General features: G+C 72.6%; 15 protein-coding genes. 10 read left to right on the top strand and 5 right to left on the bottom strand.

The features are described from left to right. Positions 1-8: 8 nt before the first annotated feature. Positions 9-473: a hypothetical protein gene (locus ACQP2F_RS22200; RefSeq protein ID WP_433306960.1), complete on the top strand. Its 465-nt coding sequence runs from the start codon at positions 9-11 to the stop codon at positions 471-473. A 6-nt stretch (positions 474-479) separates the two neighbouring features. On the opposite strand, the gene ACQP2F_RS22195 is transcribed toward ACQP2F_RS22200, so the two are convergent. Next, complete coding sequence (locus ACQP2F_RS22195; RefSeq protein ID WP_433306958.1) at positions 480-1,853, bottom strand: diguanylate cyclase domain-containing protein; 1,374 nt, start codon at positions 1,851-1,853, stop codon at positions 480-482. 9 nt (positions 1,854-1,862) lie between these two features. Further along, the gene (locus ACQP2F_RS22190; RefSeq protein ID WP_433306956.1) at positions 1,863-3,053 is read right to left on the bottom strand and encodes an FIST signal transduction protein; all 1,191 of its coding nucleotides are present in this window, start codon (positions 3,051-3,053) and stop codon (positions 1,863-1,865) included. Between the two features lie 151 nt (positions 3,054-3,204). Between ACQP2F_RS22190 and ACQP2F_RS22185 the strand changes: the two genes are divergently transcribed. The 3 genes from ACQP2F_RS22185 (at position 3,205) to ACQP2F_RS22175 (ending at position 5,714) form a co-directional block, all read left to right on the top strand. Then, complete coding sequence (locus ACQP2F_RS22185; RefSeq protein WP_433306954.1) at positions 3,205-3,927, top strand: hypothetical protein; 723 nt, start codon at positions 3,205-3,207, stop codon at positions 3,925-3,927. Positions 3,928-4,092: 165 nt separating this feature from the next. Next, complete coding sequence (locus ACQP2F_RS22180; protein WP_433306953.1) at positions 4,093-5,331, top strand: ricin-type beta-trefoil lectin domain protein; 1,239 nt, start codon at positions 4,093-4,095, stop codon at positions 5,329-5,331. 77 nt (positions 5,332-5,408) lie between these two features. Continuing rightward, positions 5,409-5,714, top strand: coding sequence for a hypothetical protein (locus ACQP2F_RS22175; protein WP_433306951.1), 306 nt, complete (start codon positions 5,409-5,411; stop codon positions 5,712-5,714). A gap of 285 nt (positions 5,715-5,999) precedes the next feature. Here the strand turns inward: ACQP2F_RS22175 and ACQP2F_RS22170 are convergent, their stop codons facing one another. Beyond that, positions 6,000-6,647, bottom strand: a complete 648-nt coding sequence (locus ACQP2F_RS22170; RefSeq protein WP_433306948.1) for a response regulator — start codon at positions 6,645-6,647, stop codon at positions 6,000-6,002. A 112-nt stretch (positions 6,648-6,759) separates the two neighbouring features. Here ACQP2F_RS22170 and ACQP2F_RS22165 point away from each other — a divergent pair, with 112 nt between their 5' ends. Genes ACQP2F_RS22165 through ACQP2F_RS22150 form a run of 4 tightly spaced genes read left to right on the top strand, consistent with a single transcriptional unit; the run spans position 6,760 to position 11,146 of the window. Next, a complete protein-coding gene (locus ACQP2F_RS22165; protein ID WP_433306946.1) occupies positions 6,760-8,427 on the top strand; it encodes a GAF domain-containing protein in 1,668 nt (555 codons plus the stop codon). Between the two features lie 53 nt (positions 8,428-8,480). Further along, positions 8,481-9,440 carry an Acg family FMN-binding oxidoreductase gene (locus tag ACQP2F_RS22160; RefSeq protein WP_433306944.1) on the top strand — a complete coding sequence of 320 codons (960 nt, stop codon included), beginning with the start codon at positions 8,481-8,483 and terminating at the stop codon, positions 9,438-9,440. Between the two features lie 52 nt (positions 9,441-9,492). Beyond that, the gene (locus ACQP2F_RS22155; RefSeq protein ID WP_433306942.1) at positions 9,493-10,254 is read left to right on the top strand and encodes an ankyrin repeat domain-containing protein; all 762 of its coding nucleotides are present in this window, start codon (positions 9,493-9,495) and stop codon (positions 10,252-10,254) included. A 22-nt stretch (positions 10,255-10,276) separates the two neighbouring features. Further along, positions 10,277-11,146, top strand: a complete 870-nt coding sequence (locus ACQP2F_RS22150) for an aminoglycoside phosphotransferase family protein (RefSeq protein WP_433306940.1) — start codon at positions 10,277-10,279, stop codon at positions 11,144-11,146. 72 nt (positions 11,147-11,218) lie between these two features. On the opposite strand, the gene ACQP2F_RS22145 is transcribed toward ACQP2F_RS22150, so the two are convergent. Further along, positions 11,219-12,331, bottom strand: a complete 1,113-nt coding sequence (locus tag ACQP2F_RS22145; protein WP_433306938.1) for an endonuclease/exonuclease/phosphatase family protein — start codon at positions 12,329-12,331, stop codon at positions 11,219-11,221. A gap of 2 nt (positions 12,332-12,333) precedes the next feature. Next, entirely contained in the window at positions 12,334-12,777 is a 444-nt protein-coding gene (locus ACQP2F_RS22140; protein ID WP_433306936.1) for a MarR family winged helix-turn-helix transcriptional regulator, read from the bottom strand. An 87-nt stretch (positions 12,778-12,864) separates the two neighbouring features. On the opposite strand from ACQP2F_RS22140, the gene ACQP2F_RS22135 reads away from it, so the two are divergent. After that, a complete protein-coding gene (locus ACQP2F_RS22135; protein ID WP_433306935.1) occupies positions 12,865-13,059 on the top strand; it encodes a hypothetical protein in 195 nt (64 codons plus the stop codon). 148 nt (positions 13,060-13,207) lie between these two features. Then, a complete protein-coding gene (locus ACQP2F_RS22130; protein ID WP_433306934.1) occupies positions 13,208-14,095 on the top strand; it encodes a hypothetical protein in 888 nt (295 codons plus the stop codon). Positions 14,096-14,097 lie beyond the last annotated feature (2 nt).

Raw genomic sequence — 14,097 nt, 5'->3', positions numbered from 1 at the left:
GTCGGACGATGACCGATCATGCTTCCCGCTCACCCGCCGTCCACGCCACCACCGCCCGCGCCGGTGTCTCCGCCGGGGAGCGCATCCTCGCGGTGGTCACGGCCGCGCTGCTCGGCGTCGACGGCTACGTCCATCTGCACTACGCCGCCTCGTACGACGGCTTCAAGTCCTCGGTGATGACCGAGGGCACACTGTTCCGGATCCAGGCGGTCGTCGCGATCGTGGTCGCGGTGCTGCTGCTGATCCGGCCGGCGATCGTCACCTGGCTGCTGTCGCTGCTGGTGGCGGGGAGCGCGGCGATCGCGGTCACGCTCTACACGTATGTGAACGTGGGTCAGCTGGGCCCGCTGCCGAACCTCTACGAGAACACCTGGCACGTGGGCGGCAAGATTCCGTCCGCGGTCGCCGAGGCCGTGGCCGCCCTGCTCTCCCTCGTCGGCCTGGTGATGGCCGTGCGGCGCCGCCGGGGGTGAGCGATGTCAGGCGGCGACGAGACCGCCCGCCGCGGGGATCCCGGCGTGGAGCGGGTCGCCGGGCGCGTCCGGCCGGAACACGATCCAGCGGCCGCGCCCGGACCGCTTCGCGGCGTACATCGCCACGTCGGCCCGGCGGATCAGGTCACGGTCCTCGTCGTCGCCGGTGGCGAGCGCGATCCCGACGCTGGCGCCGACCTCGGCGGTGCGGCCGTCGGCCATCGGGTACGGCCGGGACACCTCGTCGATGATGCGGGCGGCCACCTCGGCCGCGTCCTTCTCGCACGCCGGCGACAGCACGACGGCGAACTCGTCGCCGCCCAGCCGGCCGACCATGTCGCCCTCCCGCACCGCCCCGAGCAGCCGCCGGGCGACCTCCACCAGCAGCAGGTCACCGGCCGCGTGGCCGAGGGTGTCGTTCACGGCCTTGAACCGGTCGAGGTCGACGAACAGCAGCGCGACCTGCCCGGCGCCGCTCCCGTCGGTCAGGTGCCGCTGCAGTCGCTCGTGGAACAACGCGCGGCCGGCGAGCCCGGTCAGTCCGTCGCGGCGCGCGGCCTCCATGTCCTGCGCGGTCTTCGCGTCGGACAGGGCCAGGCTGACCTGCTCGGCGAAGAGCAGCAGGTTCTCCCGGTCCGCGTCGTCGAGCGCGCGGCCGGCGGGTGGGACGGCGGCGAGCGCGCCGACGGTACGCCCGTGCTCGTGCACCGGCACGGCGGTGCCGGCGCGGCCGCGGTCGTCGGCGAAGTCCAGGGCGGCGTTGGTACGGGTCACGGTGGCGGCGAGCGTGGCGGCGTCCCGGGTGACGGCACTGCCGCCGCCGGCCGGCCACAGCTCGGCCGGTCCGCCGATCACGTCGGTCACCGCGGCCAGCGTCGTGCTCAGCACCTGATCCAGGGGCACCCGCCGGGACAGCGACCGCTGTATCTCGTACAGGTGCCGCATGAGTCTTTCCTGCCGCCGCTGCGTCTGCAGCGTGCGCAGCATGCGCAAGGTCAGTCCCAGCACCCGCGCCATGCCGCGGATCAGATTGTGCTCGGCGACCGAGAACGGCTCCTCCCACCGGCCCAGCACCAGCATGCCCTCGTCGGGCCGGCCGAGCATGGCCGCGCCGGTCGCGCACGGCGGCAGGCCCGGCAGCGGCATCGTTCCACCCCGCCCGGGCCGCACCGTCGCGAGCACCCGATAGTCGGGCGAGCCGGCCGGCAACCCGACGGCGGTCACCACGGCACCGCCGACGACGAGACCACAGATCTCCGCCTGCAACGTCTCGGCCGCGCGCTCCACGGCGGCCCGGATGGCGGTCTGCTCATCGTCGCAACTGGACACGACGGCGAGCAGCTCCACCAGGTCCTGCGCCTGCGTCGATGGGTCGGGCATCGCGAGCTCCTAGGCGAAGGCGAGAACGACCATGGTCTGGTTGTGAAAACCGTTGATTCCCTTGGTACGCGCGATCTCGCCGTAGGTGTAGAAGCCGGCGAACGGGATGCTGCCCGCCTGCTCGGCGATGCGTGCGCCCTCCTGCGCGATGCCCTCGTCGCCGAGCACCGCGCGGCAGGCGGCGCAGCTGAGCGTGAGCAGCCCGACCGGGGTCGCCCCGCCGAGCTGGTCGATCGCCGAGCGGCAGGCCTGCGCCGAGGCGGTCAGCACCGACTCCACGTCACCCTCCATCGCGTACGCGAGGGCGCCGAGCGCGAGGTCACCGCCGCCGCCGATGGTGCGCCCGTCGGTGTCGACCTCGGTGCTCATGTTGCGCACCTCGACGCCGCCGCGGCGCTGCACGCCCAGCGGCCGGCTGAGCACGTAATGCTGCAGCGCGAGCTTGTCGTGGTAGACCTCCTCGGGCGCGCCGAGCCGCTCGAGATAGGCGTCCAGGGCCGGCGCGTCGTCGAGCTCCAGGACCCGGCCGTCGCCGCTCTGGGTCACCACCAGGGGTTCCCCGGCCGGCCGCCAGCCGTGGTCGATGCCGAGCGCCATCGGCGCGTCCGAGCCGATGCAGGCCGCCACCACGCCGTTGCTGAACACCTGGTCACCGTGCAGCTGGAAGGTGCCGGACATCCGCCATCCGTCGCCGGCCGCGCCACCGAAGAGCGGCACGCCGGCGCCGAGCACGCCGTAGGCGCCGCGGAGGACGGCTTCCTGATCACGCGCGAGGCCGTCGGTGAGCAACAGCAGCACCCGGTACGGCCGGTCGGCCACCGCGGCGACGCAGCCGGCCACCTCGGCGCCCGCCTCGCGCTGCCGGTCGGTGATCTCGCCGACCGACGCCGTCGAGACCGAGAACCCGCTGCCGCCGAGCGCGGTCACCACGACCGTCCCGTCGTGCGGTCCGCCGGCGTTGATCTCCCCGTGGGTCGAGCAGCCGATGACCGGCACGCCGGGCGCCGCCGCCGCGATCCCCTCGGCCAGGCGGCGCGGGTCGTGCGCGATGCCGGCGAAGACGAGCAGCAGCCGCGGCGCGTCGCCCTCGATCGCCGCACGGGTGGCTTCGAGGCCCGCCGCGTACGAGTCGGGGGCGGACGAGTGCCCGACCGCCATCCAGCGGGCGGTCGCCCCGGTGGTTCCGGCGTCAGCAGCCATCTTGCCTCCCGTTGTGGTCGCGCTCGACGAGCCCGCGTCGCGTTCCACTATCGGACGGAACCGGACAGACGTTAGCCGATTCGCCGGGTCCGGTGCTGGCCCGGCGACGGCCGGCGTCCTGCTCCGGGTTCTCGGCTTCCTGGGCCGGCTCGTGCCGTACGTGCCCCGGCTGCTCGCCATCCATCTCGGCGTCTCGCTGCTGGCCGCCGCCGTCTCCGGGCATTTCCTCACCCATGACCTCGAGGTCGGCCACGTGACCCGGGGCGCCACCATGCTGCTGCTGGAAGGGGCCCTCGGCGTCTGGTTCATCACCGGCATCCGGCTGCGCCCGGCCGCCGTACTGCTCGCCCTGGCCGGCCCGCTCGCGCTCCTGGTGACCGGCCCGGTCGGCCTGCTGTCGGCGATGGACCTGCTCGGTGTCGCCGTGTTCCTGGCCTTCGTGCCGCCGTCCGACGCCGCGTTCGGCCGGGTCGAGGTGGACGCCGTGGCGCTGCGGCGCGGGCTGCTCGCCCTCCGGCTGGGGGCCGGTGGCGCGCTGATCACGCTGGCCTTCACCGAGAAGCTGGCCAACCCGGCCCTGGCCCGCGAGACGCCGCGGATGTTCCCGCACCTGGATGTCTTCGCCCTGGCCGGCATCCACCTGCTGGCCGACACCTTCATCACCGTCGCCGGCGCCACCGAGCTGCTCTTCGGCCTGCTGGTCATCTCCGGCGCGCTGCCGCAGGTCGCCGTCCTGGTCGCCGGCATACCGTTCAACGCCACGCTGCTGCTGTTCGGCGGCACCGAGATGCTCGGCCACCTGCCGGTCTACGGCGTCTTCCTGACCCTGCTGGTGTACGGGTCGCGCGCCCGCACCGCCGAGCTGGTCCGGTGACTGCCCACCCGGTCGTGGCCGTCCGTGCGCCCGGGAGTGCCCGTCCGTACCCCAAGCATCTAAAGTTTGTTTAAGTTCCTCCCATAAGCCCGTTTCTGACTTGACGCATGGCAACCAATTTCCAAGACTCCATCGCATCGACCCTCTCCCCGGAGGACATCCCCCATGCGTAAGTCAAGGTTTTTCGTCGCGGCGGCCGCGGTCGTGGTCGCCCTCGGCGCCGGGCTCACCGTCGCCTCCCGCAGTGACACGGCCGAGGCCGCCGTCGTGTGGAACGAGGACTTCAACGGCGCGGCCGGCACCGGCGTCGACACGTCGAAGTGGAACTTCGACACCGGCGGCAGCGGCTTCGGCAACCAGGAGCTGCAGTACTACACCAGCGGCACGAGCAACGTCGCGATGGACGGCCAGGGTCATCTGGTCATCACCGCCCGCAAGGGCAGCGGCGGCCACAACGACTGCTGGAACGGCACCTGCCAGTTCACCTCGGGCCGCATCCAGACCGCCGGCAAGTTCACCCAGCAGTACGGCCACATCGAGGCCCGCATCCAGGTCCCCAACGGCTCCGGCCTCTGGCCCGCCTTCTGGATGCTCGGCGGCGGCAACTGGCCGACCGACGGCGAGATCGACATCATGGAGGTCGTCGGCCGGGACCCCAACCGGCTGTTCGGCACGCTGCACGGCCCCGGCTACTCCGGCGGCAACTCGTTCGGCGGTCAGCTCGTCGCCGGCTCCCCGTGGTACCAGGCCTTCCACAACTACGCCGTGGACTGGTCGCCCAACCTGATCGTCTGGACCGTCGACGGCCAGGAGTACTTCCGGGCCACGCCGGCCTCGCTGCAGGCGGCCAAGGGCAACGTGAGCTGGGTCTACAACCACGCGTTCTTCATCATCCTCAACCTGGCGGTCGGCGGTAACTTCGGCCAGGGCAACCCGGCGAGCCTGCCGGCCGAGAGCAAGATGCTGATCGACTACGTGCACGTCAGCACCTCGGGCACCACGCCCCCGCCCCCGCCGAGCGGCGGCAACGCGCTCAAGTCCAGCCTCAGCGGCCGCTGCATCGACATCCCCGGCGCGAACCCGGTCGACGGCGCCCGCCTGCAGACCTGGGACTGCAACGGCACGGCCGCCCAGCAGTGGACCGCGAACGGCGACGGCACCATGCGGGCGATGGGCAAGTGCATGGACCCGGCCGGCGGCGCCCTGACCAACGGCACCCCGATCCAGCTGGTCACCTGCAACGGCAACCCGGTCCAGCGCTTCACCCTGTCGGCCGCCGGCGACCTGGTGAACGTCTCCGCCAACCGCTGCGTGGACGTGAAGGACCGCAACACCGCCAACGGCGCCCAGCTGCAGCTGTGGGACTGCACCGGCGGCTCGAACCAGAAGTGGTCGCGCGCCTGATCCGCTGAACCACGAGACGCCGGCAGCCCCCACGCTGCCGGCGTCTCCCGTTCCGCGATCGCGCCTACATTGGAGGCATGGAACCCGGCGAACCGGCCTCCGTCACCCTGCTCTCCGTCGACAACCTGCAGGGCTACGTGCCGGAGCGGTATCTCGGTCTCGTGCAGGCCCTCGCCGCCTCCGCCGCCGAGGCGACCAAGGCCCTCGAGGAACGGGCGCTGAACCGCGCGCGCCGGGCGAACGCCGACGCGCTCCGCCATCGGCCGGCGGCGGGCGGCATCTACGTGGTGCTGGGCGTGCGCCTCGCGGCCGGCATCAACGCCAGCGGCCAGCCGGTGTGGGTGGCGTACGGCACGCTGGTCCGCGGCCACCGCGCCACTTAGGACGAGGGCGCCGGGGCGAGGGCGGGTGCCGGCGCGCCCGGCGTCAGCGTGAACGAGAGTCGCTGACCACCGGCGGCCCCGGGACCCAGGCCGCGCTGACCGCGGTGAGACACAGCGTGTGCGGTCCCGCCGGCAGCGGACGACGGCGGCGACAGCACGGCGATCGGGGACGGCACGGCGGTCGGGGACGGCACGGCCAGGAGGGCCGCAGCCGGCGCACCGGGGCCCGGCCCGCGGCCAGCCGCCGGGCGGCGACCGGCAGGCCCCGGCAACTTGAAGACGGGCCTAAAGTCCCGCTTTCCGCTCCCCGAGCAGCCGGGTGGCGAGGATGGCGGCCTGGGTGCGGCGCTCGAGGCCGAGCTTGGCCAGCAGGCTCGACACGTAGTTCTTCACCGTCTTCTCGGCCAGGAACATCCGGCCGGCGATCTCCCGGTTGGTCAGGCCCTCGGCGATCAGCTCGAGGATGCGGCGCTCCTGGTCGGTCAGGCCGGCCAGCTCGCGCGGCTGCTCGACGCCGTTGCGGATCCGCTCCAGCACCCGCTGCGTGACCGCCGGGTCGAGCAGCGACTGCCCCTCGGCGACCCGCCGGACCGCGTCGACCAGGTCGGTGCCACGGATCTGCTTCAACACGTACCCGGAAGCCCCGGCCATGATCGCCGCGAAGAGCGCCTCGTCGTCCTCGTACGAGGTGAGGATGAGTCCCTTGATCGTCGAGTCGATGGCGCGCACGTCCCGGCAGACGTCGATGCCGTTGCCGTCGGGCAGCCGGGCGTCGAGGACCGCGACGTCGGGGCGCAGCGCCGGGATGCGGCGGGCCGCCTCCAGGGCCGAGCCCGACTCCCCCACGACCTCGATGTCGCCGTCGGCCTGCAGCAGGTCGACGAGGCCACGGCGGACGACCTCGTGGTCGTCGAGCAGGAACACGCGGATCATCCGCCCATCCTCGCGTGACCGGCGCCCGCCCACCAAGGGACCAAGGTCCCGTGTTGCGCGCTCACCCGGCGCGGACGGTGCGGGGCCCCGGCTCGCCGGATAACCTCGCGGCATGTCCGAACCGCCTTCGCTGGGGCTCAGTCCCCTGTCCCGGGTGCGTCTCGACGAGCTGCTGCAGGAGATGCTCGACCGGGTCGGCGACGTGATGGCCAGCCGCGAGCGCCTGCGGGCCCTGCTCGACGCGGTGGTCGGCATCGGCTCCGACCTCGACCTGCGCAGCACCCTGCAGCGGATCGTCGAGGCGGCGTGCGCGCTGGCCGGCGCGAAATACGGCGCGCTGGGCGTGATCGGCGCCGACCGCACCGAGCTGGTCGACTTCATCACGTACGGCATCGACCCCGAGACGCACGCGCGGATCGGCGACCTGCCGCACGGCCGCGGGGTGCTGGGCCTGCTCATCACCGACCCGCACCCGGTGCGCCTGCCGGACATCACCGAGCATCCCCGGTCGTACGGCTTCCCGCCGCACCACCCCCCGATGCACAGCTTCCTCGGCGTCCCGGTCCGCACCCGCGACCAGATCTTCGGCAACCTCTACCTGGCCGAGAAGAAGGGCGCCGCCGAGTTCAGCGACGACGACGAGGAGATCGTGGTGGCGCTGGCCGCCGCCGCCAGCGTCGCGATCGAGAACGCCCGCCTCTACGCGCTGGCCCGGCGGCGGGAGCGCTGGCTGGCGGCGACCGCCGAGATCACCGGGGTGCTGCTCGGCACCGTACGCCGTACCGAGGCGCTGCGCCTGATCGCCCGCCGTGCCCGCGAGGTCTCGGGCGCCGACCTGGTGATGGTGCTGCTCTACGACGACGAGCTCGCCTGCTACACGATCGAGGTCGCCGAGGGCGCCGACGGGCTGGCCGGGCGTCAGGTGGCGGCCGCCTTCGACCAGGAGAAGTACCAGGTGCTGGCGAATCTGCGCGCGGTCACCGCGTGGCCGGCCCCGGTGCCCGACGGCCCGGCCCTGACCGCGCCGCTGACCGCCGCCGAGACGCTGCGCGGCATGCTGATCGTCTCGCAGCCGGTGGACCGCGCGCCCGACGCCGAGGACGCGGTGCTGCTGTCCACGTTCGCCGGCCAGGCCGCGCTCGCCCTCGACCGGGCCCGGGCCCAGGAGCAGCGCGAGCAGTTCGCGGTGCTGGAGGACCGCGAGCGCATCGCCCGTGACCTGCACGACGTGGTGATCCAGCGGCTGTTCGCGACCGGCATGCAGCTGCAGGGCGCGGTGCCGCACGCGGCGCGGCCGGAGGCGGTGAAAAGGATCAACGCGGCCGTCGACGACCTGGACGCGACGATCCGCGACATCCGGCGGTCGATCTTCGAGTTGCGTACGCCGGTGGGACCGTCGCTGCGCACCGAGCTGCACGAGACGGTGGACGCCGCCGCCGGCTCGCTCGGGTTCCGGCCGGTGCTCGACACGATCGGGCCGGTCGACAGCGCGATCCCTCACGACATCGTGCCCGAGCTGATGGCCGTGCTGCGGGAGGCGCTCGCCAACGTCGCCCGCCACGCCCGGGCCGCCGAGGTGCGGGTGGCGGTGCGGGCGACCGGCGACGAGGTGGTGCTGCGGGTCGAGGACGACGGGATCGGCGCCGACCCGGCCGGGGCCCGCGGCGGCATGGTGAACATGAGCGAGCGTGCCGCCGACCTCGGCGGCACGTTCACGATCGAGCCCGGCCCGGCCGGCACCGGCACGGTGCTGACCTGGCGGGCGCCGCTGAACGGCTGACTCGGGACCTTCGGCCCTGAACGCCGGGCCGGCCCGTCCGCCAGTGTGGAGGCATGACTGCGCTCGAAGAAGCCGCCCGGGCGGCCCAGCACGCACCCTCGGTCTTCAACACCCAGCCGTGGTCGTGGCGGATCACCGGCGACACCATGTCCTTGTTCGCCGACTCTTCGCGGCGCCTCACCACGGTCGACAAGGAGGGCCGGCTGCTCTACCTGAGCTGCGGCGCCGCTCTGCACCACGCCCGGGTCGCGCTGGCCGCCTCGGGTCACGCCGCGGCCGTCTCCCTGCTTCCCGACCCCGCGGAGCCGGCGTTGCTGGCCACCGTGCGCCTGACCGGCACGGCCGAGGCCACCGAGGCGGACCGGTCGCTCTTCTCGGCCATCACCCGCCGGCACAGCGACCGTCGCTCCTTCGGTGACCGGCCGGTGCCGGAGGACGAGCTCACCGTCCTCCGCCGGCTGGTCGAGGAGGCGGGGGCCTATCTCCATGTGGTACGCCCGGAGCAGGTGACCGACCTGGCGATCAGCGCCGAGGTGGCGGGCAACGCCGAGCGGGACGACCCCGCGTACCGGGAGGAGCTCGACCGCTGGACGAACCGCCCCGACTTCACCGGCGACGGGGTTCCGCCCGCGACCGGCGTGTCGCCCGGCCTGCGCCGCGTGCCGGTGCGCGACTTCACGCCCGGCTCGCCGAGCGGCATGCCCCCGGGCGACCTGCACGACAAGGGCACGGCCTACGTGGTCCTCTTCGGCCGCACCGAGGAGCCGGCCGACCTGCTGCGCGGCGGCGAGGCCCTCTCCGCGCTGCTGCTGCGGGCCACCGCCGACGGCCTGTCCAGCTCCCTGATCAGCGACGCGATCGAGGTGGAGTGGCCGCGCCACCTGATCCGCGGGCTGATCGCCGGCATCGGCGAGCCGTACCTGGTGGTGCGGCTCGGCTACCTGCCCGACGTGCCGCCCCCGCCCCCGACCCCGCGCCGCGACCCGCGCGACGTCATCACCATCGTCGAGTAGCGCCCGGTTGCGTGCCGGGCCGTCCGAAGCGGCGGGGTCTAGGGTGGGCGGCGTGGGAGCCGACGTGCTCGTTCTCGACACCGAAGATCCGCTGGCGGTCGCCGCGGTCAGGGCCATCCACACCGGTGATGTCCCGGCGTTGCGGCGGCTGCTGGCCGAGCGGCCGGAGCTGGCCACGGCCCGGCTCGGCGACCACGACGGCGGCCCCGGCGGGGGCATGGCCCGAACCTTGCTGCACGTAGCCACGGATTGGCCCGGGCACTACCCGGACGGGCCGGGCACGGTCGCGGCGCTGGTTGCGGCGGGCGCGGACGTGAACGCCCGGTTCACCGGCCCGCACACCGAGACGCCGCTGCACTGGGCGGCCAGCAGCGACGACGTCGCCGTGCTGGACGCGCTGCTGGACGCCGGTGCGGAGATCGACGCGCCGGGTGCGGTGATCGGTGGCGGCACACCGCTGGACGACGCGACCGCGTTCGCGCAATGGCGGGCCGCGCGCCGGCTGGTCGAACGCGGCGCACACACGACGCCGTGGCACGCGGCGACCCTCGGCCTGCTGGACCAACTCCGCACGTCCTTCGCCGGGCCTGCCCAGCCGCAGCCGGCCGAGGTCGGCGACCTGTTCTGGGGTGCGTGCCACGGCGGCCAGTTGCCGGCCGCGCAGTTCCTGCTCGAGCGGGGCGCCGACCTCGACCGGATCCCGGGCTGGGAGAACCTGACCCCGCTGGACGCCGCCCTCCGCAGCGACGCCACCGACGTGATCGCCTGGCTGCGCGAGCGTGGCGCGAAGACCGCCGCCGAGCTCGGCCGGTGAACCGATTCCTGACACCGGCTTCGTGCTGCCGGAGAATCTGGCCGACAGCGTCCGCTCGGACCGGTCGCCGCAGCGGGTGGCCTGGCTGGCGGCCCTGCCGCGGCTCGTCGGCGAGTTCACCGAACGCTGGTCGCTGACGCTCGGGCCGCCGTTCCAGCCGGGCGGCCGCAGCGCCTGGGTGGCGCCGGCCCGCGACCGCGACGGCCTGGATCTGGTGCTCAAGCTGGCCTGGCAGCACGACGAGGCCCGCGACGAAGCCGCCGGGCTGCGCGCCTGGAACGGCAACGGCGTGGTACGGCTGCACGCGGACGCGACCACCACCGATACGGCGGTGCTGCTGCTGGAACGCTGCCGACCCGGCGTCGCCCTGGGCGAGACGCTGCCCGAGGCCGAGCAGGACCGGGTCGTCGCCGGGCTGCTGAAACGGCTCTGGCAGGCGCCCGCCGATCCTGGAACGTTCCGGCCGTTGCAGGTCATGGCCGACAGCTGGGCGGCAGAGTTCCAGCAGCGCCTGGCCGCCGAACCCGGCCGGGTCGGTCCCGGGCCGGCCGGTGAGGCGATCGAACTGCTGGGCACCCTGCCGGCCACCGCCGACCGGCAGGTGTTGCTGGCCACGGACCTGCACGCCGGGAACATCCTCGCCGCCGATCGCGAACCCTGGCTGGCCATCGACCCCAAGCCCTACCTCGGCGACCCCAGCTACGACCCGGTGCAACACTTGCTCAACTGCCAGCAGCGCCTGACCGCCGACCCGGCCGGCCTGACCCGCCGGATGGCCGGCCTGCTGGAGCTCGACCTCGACCGGCTGCGCCAGTGGCTGTTCGCTCGTTGCGTGCAGGAATCCCTCGATGAACCCGGTCTGCTCGACGTCGCCGCCCGGCTGGCCGCATGATCAGCCGAGTGGGGGGTTCGGCCGATCAACCCGATGCGGCTGCCGTCGATCCGCGCTTACCGGCGGCCGTGACTACTCGAGGTCGATGTCGGCGTAGATGGCGGCGTGATCCGATCCGGCATGGACGGCCGCCGTCATCGTCGGGTAGATCGGCCACAACCGGCCGCGCCGGCCGCCCCACACGCCCCGGCGGAAGATGCCGCCACCGCGGGCGGCGGCGAACATCGCGGGCGACAGCAACACGTAATCCAGCTTGTTGCGGGCGGTGCAATAGCCGTACGTCCCCGGCCGCCCGCCGTCCTCGAAGGCCGGATGCGCCGAGATGTCCCGCAGATCCGTCCCGGTCAGCAGCGGCGCGAGCGGTTCGCTGTCCGGGGTGTCGTTGAGGTCGCCGACCACCGCCACGTGCGCGACGCCGCCGGCGACCAGCTCGCGGTAGATCGCCGCGACCCGGACGGCCTGCCGGCGGCGGATCGCGTCGGAGGCGACCTTCCCGCCGTATCCCTTGCTCTTGAAGTGGTTGACCAGGACCGCGACCGGCAGCCCGCCGGGCGTGCGGAAGTGGTACTCGGCGCAGTCACGGCTGAAGACGCGCCCCACCTCATCGGCGTCGTCGACGTGGGTGCGCTGGCCGACCAGCGGAAACCCGGTCGCGGCCAGCACGCCCACGTCGATGCCGCGCTCGTCGTTGCCGTCGACCACCATGACGTACGGGTAATGCGGTTTGCCGTTGGTCACGACGCCGGCGTCGGCGAACCGCTTGAGCGCGAACCGGCTCTCCGCCTCGATCACCCCGACGATGTCCGCCCCGACGTCGCGCAACACCCGCGCGGTGTGCTCCAGAGCCAGCTCGTCGCAGCGGTCGGTGGTGAGCTCGACCCAGCCGATCCAGTCCGCCCGCCCGTCGGCGATCACCCGCACCTGCCCGTCGCGCGAGCGCCGCAGCAGCCGACCCCGGTTCTGCCGCAGCCGGGCGAACGGGGCGGTGTCGGAGTTGCGCAGCCCGAGCCGTACCAGCTCGCGCAGGATCTCCCGCTTGATCTCGTCGGAGTACCGGGGCTCTTCGAGCAAGGAGCAGATCCGCTGGTACGCCTCGAGCACCGGCCGGCCCAGCGACCAGCTCCGCTGATCGAGCGCCCGCGCGCGGTTGAAGAGGTTCTCGACGTTGAAGGCGGCGATCCGCATCCCTATCGGGCCGCCGCGATGACCCGGGTCAGGGCGGCGTGCAGCTGTCTCAGCTCCTCGATCGGCATGCCGAGCCGTTGCACCACCGCGGGCGGGATCTTCTCGGCCTCGGCCCGCAGCGCCCGCCCCGCCGCGGTCAGCGTGATCGCGAGCGTCCGCTCGTCGCCCGGCTTGCGCTCGCGCCGCAGGTAGCCGATCGCCTCGAGCCGCTTGAGCAGCGGCGACAGCGTGCCCGGGTCGAGCTGGAGCAGCTCGCTGAGCCGGCGCACGGACAGCGGCGCGTGCTGCCAGAGCGCGAGCATCACCAGGTACTGCGGGTGGGTCAGGCCCATCGGCTCGAGCAGCGGGCGGTAGACGGCCACCACGCCGCGCGCCGCCACCGACAGCGCGAAGCAGACCTGCTCCTCCAGCGCCAGCGGGTCCGCGGTGTCGAGCGCGTCACTCATCGGCCGGCTCCCTTCAGCTCGTACCCATCCTACCGATAGTTTGTATGCCAACGGTTGGGGTACCAATGATGCGAGCGGGAGGCAGCGATGAGCAGGTTCAAGCAGTGGTGGCACCAGACCTTCGACGACTGGGCGTTCCGCTCGATGATCGGCCCCGCGCAGACCAAGGGCGCGGTGCACGGCGCCGACCAGAGCTCCCGCGAGCAGTGGAAGCGCGATCTGGCCAACCGTAAGCGCTACACCCGGGAGCAGCGCGAGCGGCGCCGCCTCGACAATCGCTGAAGTCCCTGCTCAGGGGTAGCATGATTTCGGAGCGCAATTAGCCGGTCACGAATAGTTACGGCGCCTTTTCGATATTGGCGAGGACTAGCCTGCGAGTACTACGCACGTGCGCACTTGAGTTGTCACGGATTCGGACAACAATCAGGTCATGACGTACGGCAAGAAAGACCTGCCTTACCCCTACAGCCAGGACTTTTCCGGCATCGTCACCCGGGTCAAGGGTGTGCGGGAGTCGACCCGCGCCGCCTTGGTGAACTCGTTGAAAGTCGCTTCGTACCTCAAAGCGGGAGCAAATCTCGTCGAGCGGCACCTCGGCGCGCCGGCCACGAGCACCCCGCGCAGCGACGGCCGGAAAGAGTACTGGTCGGGTTTGCACTTCTTGTCGGAGCGTGCACTATCCCGCGAGGTGGCCGACCTGGAACCCCCCTTCCTGCGGCAGCGCGGCACCGGCCCCTACCGCTCGACCTGGGCCAGCCACGACGACTACCTGAACGACTTGCTGTCCTTCCTGTTCCACGCCATGAACTACGACCCCCAGTACGGTGCCGAGCTGGAGACCCGGGGCGACTGGCTGGCCACCGACGAGAACTTCGTCGGCGCCGTGGACCGGGCCGCGTACCACGAGATCCTCGCCGTCTGCCGGATGCCGCTCTTCCGCCTGCAGCTCATCGTCTGCGCGACGGCCGACCGCAACGACGGCATCCACGAGACGATCGCCAGCAACTACGCCGGCGCGCTCGAGCCGTGGGCCAAGGTCTACGAGCAGACGATCGCGTCGCGCGGGCTGCGCTTGCGCAAGGGCATCACGCTGGAGCAGTTCACCAACATCCTGGCCGCGATCATCGAGGGCTTCACGATCCGGCACATGGGCGACCCGGCGGCCGGCATCCTCGGCGACGGCGACAGCGAGAACCTGGTCGGCATGGCGATCCTCGGCATGATGAACAGCTATCTGGAACGGGCCGATGAACCGGAGGGCCCGCCTCTTCGTGAACTGTTCGAGAGCACTAAGCAACCGACTGAGCACGGGGAGTAACA

This window comes from Actinoplanes sp. CA-030573, from assembly GCF_050951115.1.
Taxonomy (GTDB): Bacteria; Actinomycetota; Actinomycetes; order Mycobacteriales; family Micromonosporaceae; genus Actinoplanes.
This window is presented reverse-complemented; position numbering and strand designations above follow the sequence as displayed.